Source organism: Ruegeria sp. HKCCD6119 (assembly GCF_013110585.1).
GTDB lineage: Bacteria > Pseudomonadota > Alphaproteobacteria > Rhodobacterales > Rhodobacteraceae > Ruegeria.
This window is the reverse complement of sequence record NZ_WVQV01000017.1, coordinates 30,761-49,632: the sequence shown is the minus strand read 5'-3', so window position 1 is coordinate 49,632 and position 18,872 is coordinate 30,761. Positions and strand designations below refer to the sequence as shown.

General features: G+C 53.0%; 19 protein-coding genes, 1 tRNA gene and 1 pseudogene. 13 read left to right on the top strand and 8 right to left on the bottom strand.

Going from position 1 to position 18,872, the window contains the following annotated elements; genetic code table 11:
- The 3 genes and pseudogenes from GS611_RS21050 to GS611_RS20420 all read left to right on the top strand — a co-directional run.
- Window positions 1–205, top strand: a pseudogene (locus tag GS611_RS21050) (hypothetical protein); the annotation flags it as partial.
- Window positions 206–399: 194 nt separating this feature from the next.
- The gene (locus tag GS611_RS20425) at window positions 400–600 is read left to right on the top strand and encodes a DUF1059 domain-containing protein (RefSeq protein ID WP_170745557.1); all 201 of its coding nucleotides are present in this window, start codon (window positions 400–402) and stop codon (window positions 598–600) included.
- Between the two features lie 33 nt (window positions 601–633).
- Window positions 634–1,029: a rhodanese-like domain-containing protein gene (locus GS611_RS20420; RefSeq protein ID WP_170780946.1), complete on the top strand. Its 396-nt coding sequence runs from the start codon at window positions 634–636 to the stop codon at window positions 1,027–1,029.
- 535 nt (window positions 1,030–1,564) lie between these two features.
- On the opposite strand, the gene GS611_RS20415 is transcribed toward GS611_RS20420, so the two are convergent.
- From GS611_RS20415 to GS611_RS20405, 3 genes are all read right to left on the bottom strand, one after another.
- Entirely contained in the window at window positions 1,565–2,263 is a 699-nt protein-coding gene (locus tag GS611_RS20415; RefSeq protein WP_171638483.1) for an SDR family oxidoreductase, read from the bottom strand.
- An 87-nt stretch (window positions 2,264–2,350) separates the two neighbouring features.
- Window positions 2,351–3,181 carry a class I SAM-dependent methyltransferase gene (locus tag GS611_RS20410; protein ID WP_171638482.1) on the bottom strand — a complete coding sequence of 277 codons (831 nt, stop codon included), beginning with the start codon at window positions 3,179–3,181 and terminating at the stop codon, window positions 2,351–2,353.
- A gap of 280 nt (window positions 3,182–3,461) precedes the next feature.
- The gene (locus GS611_RS20405; RefSeq protein WP_171329880.1) at window positions 3,462–4,358 is read right to left on the bottom strand and encodes a LysR family transcriptional regulator; all 897 of its coding nucleotides are present in this window, start codon (window positions 4,356–4,358) and stop codon (window positions 3,462–3,464) included.
- 137 nt (window positions 4,359–4,495) lie between these two features.
- Between GS611_RS20405 and GS611_RS20400 the strand changes: the two genes are divergently transcribed.
- Both GS611_RS20400 and GS611_RS20395 read left to right on the top strand, forming a co-directional pair.
- A complete protein-coding gene (locus GS611_RS20400; protein WP_171364712.1) occupies window positions 4,496–4,816 on the top strand; it encodes a monooxygenase in 321 nt (106 codons plus the stop codon).
- A 43-nt stretch (window positions 4,817–4,859) separates the two neighbouring features.
- Window positions 4,860–5,240, top strand: coding sequence for a hypothetical protein (locus tag GS611_RS20395; RefSeq protein WP_171329884.1), 381 nt, complete (start codon window positions 4,860–4,862; stop codon window positions 5,238–5,240).
- Window positions 5,241–5,541: 301 nt separating this feature from the next.
- Here the strand turns inward: GS611_RS20395 and GS611_RS20390 are convergent, their stop codons facing one another.
- Entirely contained in the window at window positions 5,542–6,204 is a 663-nt protein-coding gene (locus GS611_RS20390) for a Crp/Fnr family transcriptional regulator (RefSeq protein WP_171638480.1), read from the bottom strand.
- A gap of 99 nt (window positions 6,205–6,303) precedes the next feature.
- Here GS611_RS20390 and GS611_RS20385 point away from each other — a divergent pair, with 99 nt between their 5' ends.
- On the top strand, window positions 6,304–7,887 hold the full coding sequence (locus tag GS611_RS20385; protein WP_171638478.1) for an arylsulfatase: 1,584 nt from the start codon (window positions 6,304–6,306) through the stop codon (window positions 7,885–7,887).
- A 200-nt stretch (window positions 7,888–8,087) separates the two neighbouring features.
- Here the strand turns inward: GS611_RS20385 and GS611_RS20380 are convergent, their stop codons facing one another.
- The gene (locus tag GS611_RS20380) at window positions 8,088–9,602 is read right to left on the bottom strand and encodes a phospholipase D family protein (RefSeq protein ID WP_371732308.1); all 1,515 of its coding nucleotides are present in this window, start codon (window positions 9,600–9,602) and stop codon (window positions 8,088–8,090) included.
- Between the two features lie 839 nt (window positions 9,603–10,441).
- Here GS611_RS20380 and GS611_RS20375 point away from each other — a divergent pair.
- The 5 genes from GS611_RS20375 to GS611_RS20355 all read left to right on the top strand — a co-directional run bounded on the left by GS611_RS20375 (window position 10,442) and on the right by GS611_RS20355 (window position 13,938).
- Window positions 10,442–11,110 carry a hypothetical protein gene (locus GS611_RS20375; protein WP_171638474.1) on the top strand — a complete coding sequence of 223 codons (669 nt, stop codon included), beginning with the start codon at window positions 10,442–10,444 and terminating at the stop codon, window positions 11,108–11,110.
- A gap of 103 nt (window positions 11,111–11,213) precedes the next feature.
- Window positions 11,214–11,438: an AlpA family transcriptional regulator gene (locus tag GS611_RS20370; RefSeq protein ID WP_171638472.1), complete on the top strand. Its 225-nt coding sequence runs from the start codon at window positions 11,214–11,216 to the stop codon at window positions 11,436–11,438.
- Between the two features lie 133 nt (window positions 11,439–11,571).
- Window positions 11,572–11,796, top strand: a complete 225-nt coding sequence (locus GS611_RS20365) for a hypothetical protein (RefSeq protein WP_170326242.1) — start codon at window positions 11,572–11,574, stop codon at window positions 11,794–11,796.
- 182 nt (window positions 11,797–11,978) lie between these two features.
- Window positions 11,979–13,130 carry a hypothetical protein gene (locus tag GS611_RS20360; RefSeq protein WP_171638470.1) on the top strand — a complete coding sequence of 384 codons (1,152 nt, stop codon included), beginning with the start codon at window positions 11,979–11,981 and terminating at the stop codon, window positions 13,128–13,130.
- A gap of 256 nt (window positions 13,131–13,386) precedes the next feature.
- Window positions 13,387–13,938, top strand: a complete 552-nt coding sequence (locus GS611_RS20355; protein ID WP_171638468.1) for a lysozyme inhibitor LprI family protein — start codon at window positions 13,387–13,389, stop codon at window positions 13,936–13,938.
- A 367-nt stretch (window positions 13,939–14,305) separates the two neighbouring features.
- Here the strand turns inward: GS611_RS20355 and GS611_RS20350 are convergent, their stop codons facing one another.
- On the bottom strand, window positions 14,306–15,379 hold the full coding sequence (locus tag GS611_RS20350) for a ParA family protein (RefSeq protein WP_171638466.1): 1,074 nt from the start codon (window positions 15,377–15,379) through the stop codon (window positions 14,306–14,308).
- Window positions 15,380–15,909: 530 nt separating this feature from the next.
- Window positions 15,910–15,985 (bottom strand) — tRNA-Lys (locus tag GS611_RS20345).
- Between the two features lie 210 nt (window positions 15,986–16,195).
- On the opposite strand from GS611_RS20345, the gene dapF reads away from it, so the two are divergent.
- Window positions 16,196–17,038, top strand: coding sequence for a diaminopimelate epimerase (dapF, locus tag GS611_RS20340; protein ID WP_171638464.1), 843 nt, complete (start codon window positions 16,196–16,198; stop codon window positions 17,036–17,038).
- The gene (gene mtaB / locus GS611_RS20335; RefSeq protein WP_171638463.1) at window positions 17,035–18,291 is read left to right on the top strand and encodes a tRNA (N(6)-L-threonylcarbamoyladenosine(37)-C(2))-methylthiotransferase MtaB; all 1,257 of its coding nucleotides are present in this window, start codon (window positions 17,035–17,037) and stop codon (window positions 18,289–18,291) included. The genes dapF and mtaB overlap by 4 nt, the downstream gene beginning before the upstream one ends.
- Window positions 18,292–18,313: 22 nt before the next feature.
- On the opposite strand, the gene GS611_RS20330 is transcribed toward mtaB, so the two are convergent.
- A complete protein-coding gene (locus GS611_RS20330; protein WP_171638461.1) occupies window positions 18,314–18,730 on the bottom strand; it encodes a nuclear transport factor 2 family protein in 417 nt (138 codons plus the stop codon).
- Window positions 18,731–18,872: the final 142 nt, after the last annotated feature.

Here is an 18,872-nt window from a genome sequence, read left to right as displayed (position 1 = left end):
CCGCCATCGCCCTCGCCGCAACCGTCATTTATTGGTTATGAGTCCTGACCCTAGGCGCACCAAAGCGGCTTTGATATTCAGAAAGACCGGAAACCTACGTGCCGTTCAACTTCTGCTCGGTCACAGCAAAGTGGACAGTACGGTGCGTTACCTTGGCGTCGAGCTTGAAGACGCGCTTAGTATTGCCGAACGTATCGATCTTTAACGATTTAGGCGGGCGGGATCGTCCGCTCGCCGCTCCCAAGCAGACTTTCGGAATCTCCCGTTAATCTTCCGCTTCGAGCCCAAAGGCGACTTTCACAGCGATGACCACGTCTCACAAACAGTCTATCTAACTGCCGGATTCGGTGAATAATGCCCAATCTGCTATTCTCGGTTCAAACAAAGGGGAGAAACTAGATGGCGAACGCGTTTTCATATGCTTGTCGGGATTGTGAAGGGATGGCGGCCTGTCCCGCAAGCGTGGTCGCCGAGACCAAGGATGAAGTTTGGAAACTTATGGAACTTCATGCGCAAGTTGCTCATGACGAAAATCCTGCTGATTGGGATGGTGAAACACGGGCCTATCTGGCGACCTTGATTAAACCCGTGAACGTCTGAAACGTGCTCTGGCACAGACGACTGGAGGTCGACATGGCGCGCACATTTGCTCAAATGGAAGAAGAGGAAATTTCGGCTGCTGAAGGCATCTCCGCTGCCGAAGCACTCGCAACATTAGAGAATGACCAAAAAGTACTCTTGGTCGATGTAAGGGACACCGCGGAAATGAACGCCACCGGTGTGTACCCAAATGCTGTAGCTGCGCCCGGCCGCGCAGTTGCTTGGATGGCAGATCTGGAGAGCGAGTATCGGAGTTCGGAATTGCAGGACCGAACCAGGACGATCTTCACAACGTGCGGCGGCGCTCCAAGCTATCGTGGCGCTGCCGCAGCAAACGTCCTGACCTCAATGGGGTTCCAACATGTTCGCTTCGTCGATGGGGGCATGGCAGCTTTGATCAATGCTGGGGCCACCACTCAACGACTTTGATGGTGCTATCTCGTCTTACCAGCCGTCACTTGAAAGGGCGTGGTTACCGCTCCGAGCCCTTACGGACGCGCAAAAAAAATTGTGCTACGATGCGCCCGATTTAGGCAGGCAAGTATCCAGGCATCGCCGTTGTTGGAGGATGCACACATGATCATGCGGATTTTTTAGGTGCTTGTGAGGCCAGGCAACGAGAAAGAGTTCAGTAAATTCTTTCACGAAACTGCCATTCCATTGATGAAACGGACCGAGGGCGTCGTCCAAGTCTTTCCGGGCGCCGCAAGATCAGGTTCCCCGAGAGAGTTCAGCTTTGTGATGATTTGGGACAGTCTGGAGTCTCTAAAGGCGTTTGTAGGGGAGGACTATGAAAGCCCCCACATCGATCCGGCAGAAGCCGCACTTGTCGAAGCTCGGTCAATCAAACACCACGACCTGGTGGAGTTGTAAAGCAGACCACCTGCTATCGGCCTCGGGCCCTGGCGGATGTTGCTGTGCGCGTGGGTCAGCACTTTCTGAACGACCAACCAGATAGAGCCTGTTACAGATATGGCGTCCTTTGGGGGCGCACTGTGAGTTCCGTGACGCAGGCGTTGTTGGGCAGCATTACTGCAGTCGAGATTAGCGTTGAAATTTCTTCAAGCTGAATCATTTTGGAGCGGTCTTTGCCTGCGTCGGACACGTCTGGAGTGTTGACAAACCCCGGGTGCACAAGGGTGACCCGAACACCGTCTTCGCGGACATCTTCGAACAGAGCCTTGGCGAAACCAGCCTGCGCATGCCGCAGGGCACAATGAATGGCGTGATTTTTCCAGCCCAGCCAGGATGTAGGCCCGCAGATATAGACAAATGCCCCCTCTGTTTCACGGATCGCAGGCAAGACATGCGCGGTCAGTCTGATGGTTGCCCGCAGCACTTGGTCGATGGATGTGTCCCAATCTGAAAAGCGGTCAATCGAAACAGCGCCGTAGGTGAACTTGGCGGCGCAGTGAACCATCGCGTCCAACCGCTCGCTTTGCAGCGCCCAGTCTGCGAGAGCGGCCACAGAAGTCATGTCGCCCATTTCTGCGGCAAACCATTCGCCCGTGCCACCTGCGGCCTCAACCATGGCAATTGTTTCTTGCAGCGCGTCCTCGCGGCGTCCATGCGCGAGTATGTTCCACCCTTTCGAAGCCAGGTCGATGGCCGTTGCCCGGCCTATTCCACTTGAGGCACCCGTAATCAGAGCTGTTTCAGCCATGAGCATTCCCCGATTTGCTTATGGAAGATTACCACAAACCGCCACCCCACTTAAGAAAGGCCAAACCTGACCTGTTAGTCAAAGCAGCTAAACTGGAAGGCGCGCGTGGATTTCAATTGGGGCAATCAAACCACGTTCGATATTCCTGACCATATGTTGAACCTTAAGCGCGGTGTCATCGCCCATTATAAGATGAAGACCCAAAGGTGGAGGGCCATCTGAACGGCTTTGCGCAGCTGCCAGATCTGCAAAGAACTGTTTGGCGAATGCAGTGCGGTCGATCCGGTCACTCACCTCGAAACCGGCAGATTTCAAAGCAGCTTCATATGTCTCCGGAGAAGTCAGTGCGCTTTGATCTGCAGATGACGCCCAGGGTGCGGGATAGTCCATTTGCCCCTCTCCGACTTGCATAACATCGTAAATCGCAAAAATTCCGCCTGGCCTGAGCACTCGCTTCGCCTCACGGGCGATGCCGACTTTGTCTGAGATGTTCATGCCGACGTGGATCATGTAAGCGGCGTCCATGGAGCCAGTGTCCAGCGGCAATTCCAACACGCTGCCTTCGATGAGTTGAACTCGGTGTGACAAGCCCGTCCATTCTGTAAGAGCGCGACCGGTTTCCACAAACTCGGCGGTTAAATCGACACCGGTCATATACGCCCCGGTGGCCGCCGCCACATAGCGTGCCGGACCCCCGAGCCCACAGCCAAAATCGACAACTCGGCTTTCAGGTGAAAGGCCGAGAGCTTTCACAAAAGGTTCGGTCGCGAGACGCCCGCCAATGTGAAACTCGTCAACCGGCGCCAAAGCGTCGTGGGAAATTGGCGGGGTCAGGTCCAGTGCTGCGCAACCATCGGAAATCCGTTTGAGCAAGTGACCGGAATGGTAATGGTGCGCGACTTCGTTGGGATTGGTCATATTGAAGCTTCCCTAATCGATGCCGTCAGGATACACAGGGTGAGCCAGAATGTCAGCTTCGTCCGCAAAACGGTCATCCATACAGAACGCAGCGAACGGCTGTTCTGAGCCCATTTTTCCGGATACTGCACGATGTTCCAATGACTGTTTTGGGCAGAAATCGGGCTTTGCAAAGCTCCGTGAATCGGCCCGTACTGGACCCTTGATGATGCTCCACCAAGCTTCAATTCGGCTCCAAGAAACGGAACTTGTTTGATAGTGCAGAGATTAGCGATTTTGTTTAAGGATTGCACCGTTTCGCATAATCAACGAAAGCTCTGACACGGGGCGGCATATTGCGCTTGGATAGATAGTTCAGGGAGAACCGGGGCAAATCAGCGGTCTGGCCTTCCAGAACCTGAACCAACCTGCCGTCTTCCAGCAAGCTCTCGACAGAGCTTGCAAAGATATAGGCCAGCCCAAGCCCCGCCTTTGCGCCTTCAAGGATGGAGGTCACGTCGTTGGTGACGATCTTGGGACGCGGCATGACCGAATAGGGGCCGTCTGTGCCTGCAAATACCCACGGGGCCAGCTTGTCAGCACCTGTAATAGCAAAACAGACCCCGCTATGTGCCGCCACATCGGCCGGTTTCTCTAGGGGCGGGCAATTGGCGAGATATTCGGGGGACGCGACAATCGTCATCTTCAGTGTAGGGCCAATTGCGATGGCATATGTATCAGGATCAAGCAGGGTCTCAGCACGGATAGCAGCATCAACCCCGCTGGTTACGAGATCGACTTTTGTTTCGTCATAAATTAGTTCAATCGCCACCGCCGGATGTTCTTTTGCAAATCCTGTGATTAGGGCATCCAGAAACAATTGGCCCGCGGCGGTCGGGGCCGTTAGCCGAAGCGTGCCCGACAGATCTTCGTTTAGGTCGTGAATACTTTTCAGTGCTGTTTCCAGATCATTGATTGCTGGCAGGCTACGGCGAAAAAGAAGTTCGCCCGCTTTGGTCAGGGCGATGGCCCGGGTCGATCTTTCGATCAGGCGCACGCCAAGGCGATCTTCGAACCTCTGGACAGCTTCACTTACCGAACCCGCTCCAAGTTTCAGTTTTTCAGCCGCCGCGCGGAAACCGTTCTCTTGAGCAACCGCCACGAATATCGACACGTCGTTCAACTCATTTCGCCTCATTGTTAGATATTCCTTACATCGCGATCTAAAAATGGCTGTTTATCTAACAAATATCCCTGACTATCTTGCTTGGCAATGGAAACCACACGCTTCGCCACACGCAAAACCGGAGCGAGAAAGTCAAAAGGACAAAGCTGATGAGCACGATGAAAATCTGGGACCTACACATGACATATGACGGCCCCATGACCGAAGAATTTGCCGAGGGCACTAAGCGGTTGGCTGAAAGCATTGCGCAGGAAGCTGGTGTGATCTGGAAAATCTGGACCGTTGATGAAAGCAGTGGTGATTTCGGTTCGACCTATTTGTTCCGGGATCTCGCCGCCCTGGAAACCTACAAGGCGATGCACGTGAAGCGTCTGGCGGCAATCGGTGTCACCGTAACGTCGGACCATGTGTTTGATATCATGGAAGACCTCAGCTCAATCACCAACGCCCCCTTGCGCGAGGTAGTCTGATCAGGATCCCTCTTAAACTTGCGCACATACAAGGAGCTTTCAAATGAGCAATCGAACATTCCTGACCCTTCACAGCACAATCTATGCGTTGTTTGCCTTTGCGCTGTTTTTTCTGCCTGGTTTTCTGTGGCCAAACTACGGATTGGAGCTGAATGACCGCTACGCCTGGTTCCTGTCGCAGCACAACAGCATTTTTCTTGGAGGGATTGCCATTATTGGCTTTCTTCTTAGGGATGTGACCGACGGTGCAACCGCCCGGAAGCTGCTGACCGGGCTGATGGCAACCAACGCACTTGGTTTTGTCGTAACGCTATATGCGGCGCTGACAGGTATCTTCACTGGCTTTGGTTGGTCGGATCCCGCATTCTTTGCGTTTCTTGCGGTGATGAGCTTCCTGCAACTCAAGAAACTTAGTCAGTCCTGATGGTAGGGAACGCGGCTCGGAGCTTTCCGCTCCGAGCTTTCTGCCAATAAGAAGTGGATTTATGTTAAGATCTAGAGCGGAGCTTTCAACAAAGCCACGTGTTTGCCCCCGCAATTAAGGTTCGCTACCTTTCCTGCATGTGAGAATGTAATGTCTGTATTGGGCGCATAGCTGTCTTTGGAGCGATCACATCAAAAGTCCGCTTCGTCCGCAAAGCAGTTATTGGAAGTTCATCAAGTCAATGTCTGCTTCGCGGACAAAACAGCCTTTCGAAGCACTGCGCTGACGATAGTATGAGAGCCTAGGTTTTCCGATTGAATCGATCCAGCTTGCTTGGTTCAAGAATTTCAATTCGGGCGTATCCAGGACGCAGCCAGCCGCGCTGCGAAAACTCCTTTAAAGTACGGACAACAGTGTTTCGCGACACGTTAGCCATGCGGCCAAGGTCCGCTTGCGACAAGAAGATGGGGCCTCGTTTCATTTCGCCGCGACATTGTAACAACGTCCCAGCGATGCGTCGCATGGGGTCGGGATCAAGGAGTATCTCGATTTTGCGGAATGTTGTGTCGACGTTCTGAGCGGTGATCTGCGCAAATCGGCGCATAGCTTCACTGTCGTGTTTAGAGAGACGCTCCATGGCGTCGAGCGGTAGGAAAAACAGATCAGCCGCTGCGACAGTTCTGAATGTGATCCGCCGTTTTTCTCCCGTGAAGAAAGATATTTCTCCTAACCATGCTCCGGGTGCACTAACGTGTACGAAATGCGGCCCGTCTCTGGCTGGCGCGATTTCGATGGCGGCGGCGCCTCGGAGTATTGCGTAAGCACCGCCGGGTGGATCACCGACGGAAAATATAGTTTCTCCACCTTCAAAATGCAGAATCTGGCCTGCCGCCACAACAGCTTGCTGAAAGCTCTCAGGTTGTAGAGCAAGCCATCCGCGTTCAAGCAATATGCTGTGTAACATTCGCAAAATTTAAAAGAATTGCACCGTGTGGGGCAATTGAAATTTTCAAGAACCTTATCATCAGTGACCTAGCTTGTTTTCAAAATAAGGGGGACTCCAATGAATTTCGGAAAACTGATTTGCTTGTTTGCTTTGACGGCAATTGGCAATACCGCAATCGCGCAAGAAAATGAACGTCCCAATATTTTGGTGATCTGGGGTGACGATATCGGATGGCAGAACTTGTCTTCGTACGGTATGGGCACCATGGGATACACCACGCCCAATATTGACAGGATCGCAAACGAAGGCATTCGTTTCACGGACCACTATGCCCAGCCAAGTTGTACGGCAGGGCGTGCCGCTTTCATCACTGGGCAATATCCAATTCGGTCCGGCATGACGACCGTGGGTCAACCCGGCTCTCCATTAGGTTTGCAGCAGGAATCCCCGTCACTTGCAGACTACATGAACCAGGCAGGCTATCGCACCGGCCACTTCGGCAAAAACCACCTCGGTGATCGCAACGAACACTTGCCGACAATGCATGGTTTCGACGAATTTTTCGGCAATCTCTATCACCTGAACACGCAGGAAGAGGCTGAACAACGCGATTACCAGCGGTTTGGAGAGGAGTTTGCGGGCTCGTTGGAAGCCTATGAAGAACAGTATGGCACACGCGGAGTAATCCACAGCTTCGCCTCGGAAACCGACGATCCGACTGAGCATCCGCGATTTGGCAAGGTAGGAACGCAGACCATTGAGGACACGGGGCCGCTAACCCAAGACCGGATGAAAAACTTCGACGAAGGTGAAGTGATCCCTTTGGCGCTGGACTTCATGTCCGCTTCCAAAGAGGCCGGCGAACCTTTCTTTGTCTGGCTCAATACCAGCCGCATGCATCTTTATACTCGCTTAAATGACGAATGGCGCTACGCAGCCGAAAAATACACATCAGAAGCGGACTTGCACGGCAGCGGCATGCTTCAGCACGACCATGACATTGGCATCGTGCTTGACTGGCTAGACGAACAGGGGCTGACTGAGAACACAATCGTTTGGTACTCGACAGACAACGGGCCAGAGCATTCTTCATGGCCTCACGGTGCGACCACTCCTTTCCGCGGTGAAAAAATGACCACTTATGAAGGTGGAGTCCGGGTGCCATCAATGATCCGTTGGCCAAGCACTCTGGAAGCAGGAAAGGTACTGAACGGCATCCAGGGACATCAGGATATGTTTACATCACTGGCGAGCGCTGCCGGCATCGAGGACATCGCCGCACAAGCTATGGAGCAGGAGCAACAGTTCATCGACGGTGTTGACAACCTCGGCTATTGGAAGGGTGAGCAGGAGCATTCCAACCGTTCTCATATCTTCCACTACTACGAAGCACGCCTCATGGCGGTTCGCATGGGACCTTGGAAGTTCCATTTTGCCACCAAGGAAAACTACTACGATCCCGTTGCGGCCCGCACCGGTGCTCCTTTGGTCTTCAATATCCGAATGGACCCTTTCGAGAGCTTCGATTCAGTCGATTCTTACGGGCATCTCATGCAGAAAGTGTCCTGGCTGATCCAACCAATGGGCACTCTTATGGGCATGCACTTGGGATCTCTTGCGGACCACCCTCCGGTTCAAGGGGGTGAGTCCTTCGACATGTCCAACGTGGTTGAGGACTTCATCAGCAAAGCACTGCAGTAGCTGGTTTTAGACTGTTGGAAACGAAGATTTTTTAGCGAGTGCCTCGGTGAGAGGGGCGGATATTCTCATTCGTCCCTCTGTAATGTCTCGGTTTGCTCAATCGTTTTAATGGGCTCCTTTTGGGCTCTCAGCGGACACCCTCAGCTCGAATATCAAAATTTGAACGACTGAGAAAAACCTGACTGTTAGAAGTCGAGCAGTCAGAGCATCCACTCGACTGGCAGCCACCTTACGACCACTGTCAATGCGCGCTGGAAGCCGTTTGTTTCCGGGTCGTTGGTGTGAACGGTAACTGTTCCGTCTTGTTCTACTTGCAGCCAGATTATCTCGCCGTTGTCGTCAAGCTCGACGCGATACGAAAACTCGGGCTTGTTCAATTGCTCAGCGAGCGAAGCAGCAATTGTTGGACTTTCTATCATGAGGCCCATTTCAGTGTTGAGACGTGCGGATCTGGGATCCAGATTATATGAGCCAATAAAAACCCGTTCTCTATCAGACCCAAAAACTTTTGCGTGCAACCCAGATGCTGATCCGGCCAGAATCTCTGGTAGACTTCGATCGCGATGTTCCTGTCGCAAGGCTCGCAGCTCCAAAAGCTCTACACCGCTGTTCAGAAGATCATCCCTGTATCGCATATACGCCGCATGAACCGGCATCACATCCGTAGCATCTAAAGAGTTGGTTAAAACGCGCACCTTTACTCCGGACTCAGCCAACGATCGCAGAACATCAGCGCCTCTTTCGCCGGGAATAAAATACGCCGATACAAGGTCTAGTGAGATTTGTGATGTATTGGCGAATTCGATCAGTTGTTCGACGATCAGGTCTCCACTTTTGACTTCCCCCAAACCTTTCGCCGGGTCGTCTACAAAAAGGGTGACTTCGCTCCATTCGAATTTCAGATCATGTGCGGCTATTCGGTCGGCCAGTTCGTTTTCCTGGATCGCCTTTTGATAGCCGGCGCCAGCAGCAGTCTGACGCGCTGCGTCGGCCATGGCTTGAAGGCTTTGTTTTAGCGGAGGCTCCAAAAAAAGGTCCGCGTCATAGGATGAAGCACTGTTCCAGTACGCGTCGAATGATTGAGAAACCTCTTCAACAATTGGCCCAATGGCTATCGCATCTACATCCAGGTAGTGCGTTCCAGTTCCATAATCGAAATAAATGTCACCGATGTTTCGTCCGCCGACAATTGTAGCCACGCCGTCTACTGTCATAGACTTGTTGTGCATTCGTCTGTTCAGGCGACTGAAATCAAATACGTAAGACAAAAGCTTGGGGTTTCTCAGCGTAAACGGATTGAAAATGCGCACACTCGCACTGGGCAGAGCGTCCAGTTCGGCAAGCAAATTATCCAATCCGGAGATGCCGTTATCGTCGACCAGCAACCTGACTCGTACGCCTCGCTCGGCTGCTGCCCTAAGCTCGTCTAGAAGCATCAGGCCCGTAACGTCATCCTGCCAAATGTAGTACTGAGCATCGATTGAAGATGTCGCTTCCCTCGCAAGTATGGCCCTAGCCGCAAAAGCGGCGCGTCCATTTCCCAAAGGCCGCACCCCGTCGAGCCCTGGATTCCTATCCAGAGCATTTTGAATAGTTGCTCCCAAGGGTCCGGCCCAATCGGCACCTTGTCTATGTGTCAACTCAGAAAAGTTTTCTTCAGGAAGAGGAAACGCCAACCTTAACCCTACTATGGCGATTGCGATCAACGCTACCACAATCAATAAAATCCTAATTAGCCGCATTTAGGGTCCCGTTGTATTAAATCAGCGTGGCTTTGTTGATGAACTTGAACTATCGACAGACAGTTTTTCAAGAGCTTAGACCGGGGCACAGATTCAGCGCAGCATTTTGCCCACTTTGGGCTCGAAGCCGTCTTCCAAGCATTTTTGATTAACGTCAGCTTTCGGGTTATTTGCAGCCGCTGAATCCCTGCGATTTGGATGGCAAGGTCACGCATTTTGCGGATGGGTCACACCTTTCTGATTCAAGCCACATAATATCAATAACTTAGCCATGGCATGTGTCACGCCTTTATTGGCGGCGGGCACAGATTTTAGAGATCCGAACCCTCACTTTGTTCAACAGAAGCGGACCGAACTTCCTCGTGCCGCAGTGAGCAATTGAGGTTGATATGCCCAAGTTGACACAAGATCAGCTGGCGGAGCGGTGGCACATGTCGCCGCGGACGCTGGAGCAGTGGCGCTGGCTCGGAAAGGGAACTACGACGCCATCACGCAGGCCATGCAGACGAAGAATTGCCCCCAAATCGGCGTGACTGGTTAAAGCAACAAGGAAAGGGGAGCATGAAGGTGTGTTCCCTTTTCTTATGGCGCTTTGCCAACATCTGCTTCTTGAACAGTGCGACACGCCTCAATGGTCGTGCTCAAGAAACTCAGCGGTCGCTGCCTAAAATAGGGGAACCTCAGCACTGATGGTTGTCCAATAACGTTACCTTACATAGGGACAATGGCAAAGAATTGAGCTCCCTACGTATAGGTTACGTTACATAGGGCACCACAAAGCGGCCATAAGATATCATACAGGCTTGGAACACATGCTGGACAATCACGATAAGAAGCTTGAACTGGACCTTGAGCATATGTGGAGCCAGATGCAACTACCGTTACCCGTCGCTAAGGGCTTTGCCACGGATATTGAATATATTGCTCGACACTATCGCCCCAAAGACCGGCGAATAAAGCCGCTTCCAGCAAAAGAGCGAAAAGCGATTTATAGCAAGCTAGACAAGACCGTCAGTTCTTTGCTGGACCAACTCTCAAACCTGCCTCCTTCTATTCAATGGGAAATTGAAGAAGTTGGAATGGCGAATGAGCCGGAAGACTATTTTGAGAACGCGATTGGTGCTGACCACGAAGGGCTGGACTACGGAGAGTATTTGATTGACGTCCTGAAAGGGAATCTCCCCGAGATAGCGTTCCTGATCCAAGAAGGTCTGGACCATCACAAGCGCCCACGCGCCCGCCCTAAACAAAATGAAAGCTTGGAAGATACAATCCAACAGCTTGCGAAAGTGTTCCAACACTACACCAGACGCAATCCAATAAAGACCTATCGCTATGACGAACTGGACGAAGAACAGCCCTACAAGAGCGACTTCTTCAGTTTCATGTATGCGTTTTTCTGGATCGATCAGAATCACAAGTTCCCGACGTCACACACTCTCGGAAACGCGACATTGCGCGTGTTTGGCCTTAAAAAATAGGGGATGTCATAAATGGACAAATTTTGAGCCATATATGACATTAGATTGATACGGACCTACGCTGCATATTGGCTGCAATGAAACGATATGCAGCGAGGCAACCATGCAAGCACAGATTGACCCTGACTACTTCGACCGGCTCATCGACGAGAAAGAAGCCGCCAACTATCTCTGTTATTCCGTACGCGCATTGCAAAATTGGCGTGTTCGAGGTGGTGGGCCTATGTTTGTAAAGGTCTCTGGTCGGTCTGTCCGTTACACGCGCAGTGACTTGAAAAAATGGATCGCTGAAAAGCGCGTCGCCAATACCAGCGCCGCACCTTCCTAACACTTGAGTTTTGCCCGTTCAGAGTTGGCAGCGCTGAGCGGGATTTTGGGGCCGGATGGCTCTCAGGGGCGCGGGGTGTCGCCACCCCGCGCCCTTTCTGTACCTGCCAAATGATTCAAACAAGGAGTTCTCCATGACACAGCAACCCGCTTTCAAATTCAAAATCGGGCTGATCACCGCAACGATCTGGGACAACGACGGGTTTTTCTCCGTCGATATTTCACGGTCCTACAAGAACGGGGAGGGCGACTGGCGCACCACCAGCGCGTTTTCTCACAATGATCTTCTGAACGTCGCCAAATGCGCGGAACGTGCAGAGAATTGGATTTCGCGCAAGCAGGCAGCAGCCAGCCAATGATATCCGCCGGGCGTTCAGCCCGGCCCCAAAACAATAGCTGCCCCGCCGGAGGCACTATCGAAGGGCGCTTTAGCGCCCGCCCCTTTTCCCAACCTCAACCAAATCGCGCGGCATTCGCCGAAGGAGGGGGGTGATTGTAGCACCCCCCTCTGGAAATACCGGAACTCAAGGAGACCCAAGAAATGCACGTTGTTCACCGTGGATTCGACACTATCGCTCTTTCAATTCAGGCGAGTATCTCTCAGGAGTTGTTCGACCTGCTGAACACTGAAAGGGAAAGAGCCGAAGAAGAGCGGCATCCCGTCCCATTCAACTACGGAGGTGCGGATTTCGACTTATTGCCACATGGCGGCAACGGGTATCGCTTTATCCTCAAAGGTGGGCCTTTGGATGTCCATTGGTCCTTCAAGAAGCCAAATGCACGCGATCCTTGGGGCATTCGGATTTCGGTTGGTTCAACTCTTCTAGCGACACAAGGACTCGGATACGCGCGTTCCTACATAGATAAGACCCTAACTAGGCTTGGAATCCGCTTTGAGTCGCATCAGGTCAGTATCAGTCGTGCCGATTTCTGCGTCGATATTCTCGCGCCGGAATTCGAACTTGTTCCTGAAAACTTCGTCATTCACAGCCACACCAACCGCGCTGACTATCTTACCGCTCAAGATGACATGCGCAGCAACGGTAAATCTGGTCAGTTCACATCTGTCACGGTTGGCAAAATGCCGGGACGGCAGGTCATCATCTATGACAAGCGTCGCGAAGTGATTGATAAGAAAAAGCCGATCTGGTGGGATGTCTGGAACACCAACCTAGAGCGGGATGGTTTGCCTCCTTTGGAACCTTCTGATGCGTCTCAGAGGCGCGTGTGGCGCGTTGAGGTGCGTGCGGGGAAGGACTTGCTCAAAGATCGTTGGCAGATCAGGACGTGGCCTCAGTTCGATGCCATGTTCGGCGATGTCATCGCAGAGGCATTAAAAAAGATACGTTACTGTGAACCTGATCCTGATGATGGAAACCGCGCGCGCTGGTCCAATCATGAAATCTGGAACTTGGTTGCCGCGTCGTCAGAGGATGACCTGCTGGAAATGCGCAGCCACGTCGATGCAACAAGCATTAAGCACGTACACCGTACTGAGCAAATTAGGTTGATATCAGCACAAATGGCGGGCCTTGGGATCACGCTGGCCGCGCTGGAAGATACTCAGGAAAGTGAGCTGGGTGAATTTATGGAAAGTGTAGGGGGCAGGCTCGCAGAGAATGTACAGGCTGATCCTGAGCGCGCCGCAAACAAGCTGCATGAAGCGAAGAACAGATATCGATTCATTGCGTAAACCACTGACAAGTAACCGCCTCTATTGTGGCGTATCCATTTGGGCAGGTTGAGCCCCCCAACAGGACCTTCGCTTACACGTTTTAATTTTCTTACGCGGAGAGTCGTGATGCGGGCGGAGCGGGTACGCGCCTCACATCGATCAACCACAAGAAGTGCTTGACGGCAAAGTCCCGTCCGACCATTTTCCCATCAAACAGCAACCCGCGTGGGGAATGCTGGGTCAATCTCAAGTGATAAATTGTAAGGAAATACATATGCTTAAACGGATACTGGCAATTGGGTTTACGATTATGGGAACCAGTGCGCATGCCTATGACTCGGAGGCAGCTGCCGCCGAATACGACAAATCCTATCTCAAGGTTGAGGAGTGTTTTGAAAGCGATTCAATTAATCGCGAAGCATGTGTCATATCGGGCATTCAAGAGTGCGTGAAAGACTTGGAGGAAGTTCTCGAAAGCAAAGGTCTCTACATACCCGGAGGAGCCGCAGTGTCCCCTCACGAGTATTGTAACTACATCGGTTTGGAACGAGCGGACGAACATCTGAACGCTGTTTATCAACGCATAATGAATCAAGGACCATTGGGTTCTCAGGACGAAGCGGGGATAGACGAGGAAGGGGTAGCCGATCTGCGCGCTGCTCAGCGCCTCTGGCTTCAGTTCGCGAATGAAATGTGTTCCGAAGACAATATTGTCGGTTGGCATAAAGGGGGCTCGGGCTGGGGCGCGGTATTGGCTGAATGCACCACGCGCCTTTCAATCCAGCAAGCTGAAAACTTGGATCGCTTCTTTACCATTGGTAACTAAGGTTGGCGGTCCATGAGTGGGTTTAATTAGATCCCGAACACTGAGGCTTATATCTTAGGCATGTAGCAAAGAACTAGCCGCCGAATGTGCCTGCAGCATCGGCGGCAGCTTCGAACCCTTAGCTGCCGTCGACTACGTGTTGATCCGATGCTAATGTAGCAAGTCGCGATCCGCACAATCCGGTCGTTCGGCATTCCATGACAAAAGGCAGTTGAGCGGACGGAAGCGGATATTCAACAGACCCGCTTCGACGTCTGTTTTCGAGCGCCGGACAACCATTGCTTTTCGATACGGAAGTAACCTGTAGGCTCTTATCGCAGGACAAGAGATGATAACTGGTTACATGTTACATAGAAGTCTGGCTCGTCTATATTTTGCTGACCAAATCCTGCACGTGCTGGAGCGCTTCCTGATAGTTCCCTCTAGGCACGGATACGGGGGTTCCATCGGGCATGATGTAGTTGCTTTGATCTGGCAAGCGGTGCAATGGGATACCTAAGCTCGCGGATACTTTCCCGGATGTGTGAAAGTCTTTGACATCAGAGAAATAGAGACTTTGCCATTCTTTGCGAGTAATCGGTGCTGACCCTGTGGGCGCGAAAATTGTTGAATCAGCCTGATACTGCTGCCACCCAAAGTCTATAATCTCATTTCTGACAGCATTGTACGCAGTCGCAGCGCCTAAATTACTTGTATAACTATTGAATGGAATCTCAAATATTGTTGGAAGCCGAAGGTTGTTGTTTTGGATCTGATTAGAAAACGTCAGGACATTCCGAGCGTAGTTTCGAACAGCGGCGGAAGGGTACTTGCCATAGAGCAGCATCAAAATACCCTTGATGCCTTCAATCGAGCTATAGTCAGCCATCACTGGAACGACCAAGAAGTCGGATGAGACTAGGGCCATCTGCGTGTAGATTGAAAAGCTTGGATTGCAGTCAATAAATACTTTCATTGAGGAGTAGTCTGATCTTTGAAGTTCGAGTTCGCAAAGCCTGCGGATCGCCGTAACGAACTCGCTCCACGCGTTAACGTTAGCAGGGTTCATTGTGGCAAAGTTCAACGCAAGCGTCAGAGACTCCAGAAACGTATCGCCTGCGAGCAAATGTAGGTTGTTTGATATAATGGGATTGTGTCTACTAACCTGCACCAAATAGCTTGATGGCGTGCTGGTAAAACCAGAGTTACCGCTTACTAGCCAGTCCATAAACCCAACGATGTTTCGACGCGACGCTTGAGATTGAAGGCGTTGATTAGCTATGTACCCTTTGTGACCGCCGCCTAAAAGAAACTGGGAAATATTTGACTGTGGGCAAAGGTCTATGACTACTACTTGTTCATCAGGGTTTGCTTCTGCATAAAGACAAGCAACATTTTGGCAAAGGGTGGTTTTTCCTACGCCACCTTTGTTGTTGTAAAATGAAAAAATTGAAATGTTCAATGATTTGCCCTCTCACTCAATTCGCTCTTTGTCTATATTAGCGAAGCTTCGGTAGCGCACCCCCACAATTGCATTGTTCCCAAATTACTCGCCGAATGACTGTACCTTCAGTGCCAGCAATAAACTCAAGGCCCACGTTGCGCTGCATAACTACGCCTTGCGTGGCGGGATATGCGTGAGTCTGCATCAACCCTGGAACGTTGTACTGAGTTTTTCTGCTAGAAACCGACTTTTCTACACAGCCCAGTATTCGGCAACGGCCGGTCAGCCTGCGAAGCGGTCATCACAAATCAAGGATACTGCAACGGCAGCGAACGGCGACTGTGTGGCCGACCTGCTCAAGTCCTGCTTGAGTTTGTCCGGGGCATTGCACACCCGTGTCCAAAAGCTTCCGCCGCGCGATACCATTGTGATCCAATAAGCACACTTCAGTCTTTGTCACAGTGCTTCCGTATTGCTTCCGGTAGGCCGCACGTCACGAAGCGCACTCTGCACGGCCTCGTGTAAGTATTTATTTTTATTGAAAAAAGTGGTGAGCCGTGCAGGATTCGAACCTGCGACCCACTGATTAAAAGTCAGTTGCTCTACCAACTGAGCTAACGGCCCACTCTTTTGTTGGATCTGTTGATCCGTGGCGCTCTTTACGGCAATTCCCCGACCGGGTTCAAGCCTTTATTTTGCGCCTCGTTTCGCCGTAACAACGCGTGTTTCCGGCAACCCGATAGGCGGCCTAATTAGGCAGGTGGCGCTGGAGGGTCAACCCCTTTTTTGAGGAATCTTCGCGACAGGGTGGATTCATGTTCGGACCGACGTTATATGCCCGCCATGCAACAGAGACTCGACACCGGACTGCCCTTCATAAAGATGCACGGGCTGGGCAATGACTTTGTCATTGTTGACGCACGCGCACAGGATGCCCCGATCACGCCGACGCTGGCCCGGGGAATCGGGCATCGGCAATTTGGGGTGGGATTCGATCAGTTGGCCGTTATCGAAAAGGGTGAAGCCGACGCGCATCTGGTGTTCTACAATTCCGATGGATCAACTTCTGCCGCCTGCGGCAACGCCACCCGCTGTATTGCACGGTTGCTTATGGATGAGACGGGGCGCTCTGCCCTCAAGCTCACCACGGAACGGGGAACCCTTCATACGCGGGATGCCGGCGATGGGCTCACCTCGGTCAACATGGGGCACCCGCAGCTGAACTGGCGCGAGGTTCCCCTTGCAGAAGAGATGGACACGCTGGAATTGCCGATCGAAGGCACCCCGACGGCAACGGGAATGGGCAACCCGCATTGCACGTTCTTCGTTGACAACGCCGAAGCGATCCCGTTGGCAGAATTCGGCGCGCGTTACGAATACCACCCGCTTTATCCCGAACGCACTAATGTCCAGGTGGCCCAGGTCATTGGTCCGGATCACATCCGTATGCGCGTATGGGAGCGCGGAGTAGGCATCACTCTGGCATCTGGGTCTTCGTCCTGTGCAGCGGCCGTGGCCGCCGCGCGACGGGGGCTGACCGGGCGCAAAGTGCGGATTGATTTGGATGGTGGCACGCTTTGGGTCGACTGGCGCGACGATGGTGTCTGGATGACCGGCCCGACATGTCACGTTTTCTCTGGCACTCTGACGCCTGAATTTCTGAGGTCTCTGGGATGAACCCGCCCAAGTTCACCACGTTGGGCTGCCGCCTGAACGCCTATGAAACTGAGGCGATGAAAGAACTGTCGCAACAGGCCGGTCTGACAGACGCTGTGGTGGTGAACACATGCGCAGTGACGGCTGAGGCCGTGCGCAAGGCCCGGCAGGAGATCCGCAAGCTACGGCGCGAGAATCCGAATGCCCGCCTGATCGTTACAGGCTGTGCCGCCCAGACCGAGCCCGAAACCTTTGCGCAGATGGACGAGGTCGATGCGGTCATCGGCAACACCGAAAAGATGCAGCCCGAGACCTGGCAAGGCATGGCGACTGATTTCATCGGTCAGACCGAGGCGGTGCAGGTGGATGACATCATGTCGGTCACCGAAACGGCCGGCCATCTGATCGACGGATTCGGCACCCGCTCGCGCGCCTATGTGCAGGTCCAGAACGGTTGTGACCACCGCTGTACCTTCTGCATCATTCCCTATGGCCGGGGCAACTCGCGCAGCGTGCCGGCCGGTGTGGTGGTGGATCAGATCAAGCGGCTTGTCGACAAGGGCTATAACGAGGTCGTGCTGACCGGGGTCGATCTGACATCCTGGGGCGTCGACCTGCCCGCAAGCCCCAAACTGGGCGATCTTGTCATGCGCATCCTCAAGCTGGTGCCCGACCTGGCGCGTCTGCGCATCAGCTCGATCGATTCGATCGAGGTGGACGAGAATCTGATGCAGGCCATCGCAACCGAGCCGCGCCTGATGCCGCATCTGCACCTGTCGCTTCAGCACGGCGACGATCTGATTCTAAAGCGCATGAAACGCCGCCATCTGCGCGACGACGCCATCCGCTTTACCGAAGAGGCACGCAAGCTGCGCCCCGACATGACCTTTGGTGCGGATATCATCGCAGGCTTCCCGACCGAGTCCGAAGCGCATTTCGAAAACTCGCTGAAGCTGATCAGCGACTGCGACCTGACTTGGCTGCATGTCTTCCCCTATTCCAAGCGTGAAGGCACACCGGCAGCTCGCATACCGCAGCAGGTGAATGGAACGGTTATCAAGGATCGCGCCGCCCGGTTGCGCGCAGCAGGCGACGCTCAGGTCACAAAGCACTTGTCACAACAAATCGGCAAAACCCATCACATCCTGATGGAAAGCCCGCACATGGGCCGAACCGAGCAATTCACCGAAGTGTCCTTTTCGGCCCCCCGGACCGAGGGCGAGATCGTGACGGCGGCAGTCACCGGTCATACTCAAACCCAGCTGATCGCGTGATGGCGTCGGCTGCCGGCGGCATTCATTGCCCGGTCACGGCAGCGAGGGCGGCCGTGTCGTAGAATTCCTGATATTCGCAGACCCGGTCGCCGCAGAACTTGCAAATGACAACGACCGGCGTTTCGACCTTCTGGCCGCTGGCTTTGTGTGTCCAGGCCGTGACGCCCACCCCGACGACCCGGTCGTCCTGGGCTATGGTGTCCTTCAACGTCCAGTGGACCATTTCGAAGGCATCCGTCAATTCCTTCAGATACTGGTGCATCTGACCCTGCCCCTTGCGGGCGCAACTGAAGTCCAGCCCGTTTTTCCCGTCGCCAAGGGACCGGATGCAGATATCGTCGGTCGTGTAGTCGTCCCACATTTTCAGGTTCGAACCCTTGGATTCGTTCCATCTGGAAAAGGCCTCGCGCAGTTTCGCGGCATTCGACAAAGCGTTCATGACAATTCACTCCAAAATGACTTCTACAATGCAACCAGCGTCGTGTTGCACGGGGTTCGCGTCAAGGAACAAGTTTTCGAGCGGTTTCAAAGAAAAAGCCCCGTGCGACGCACGGGGCCTTTTGAATTTTCTTAAACCTACC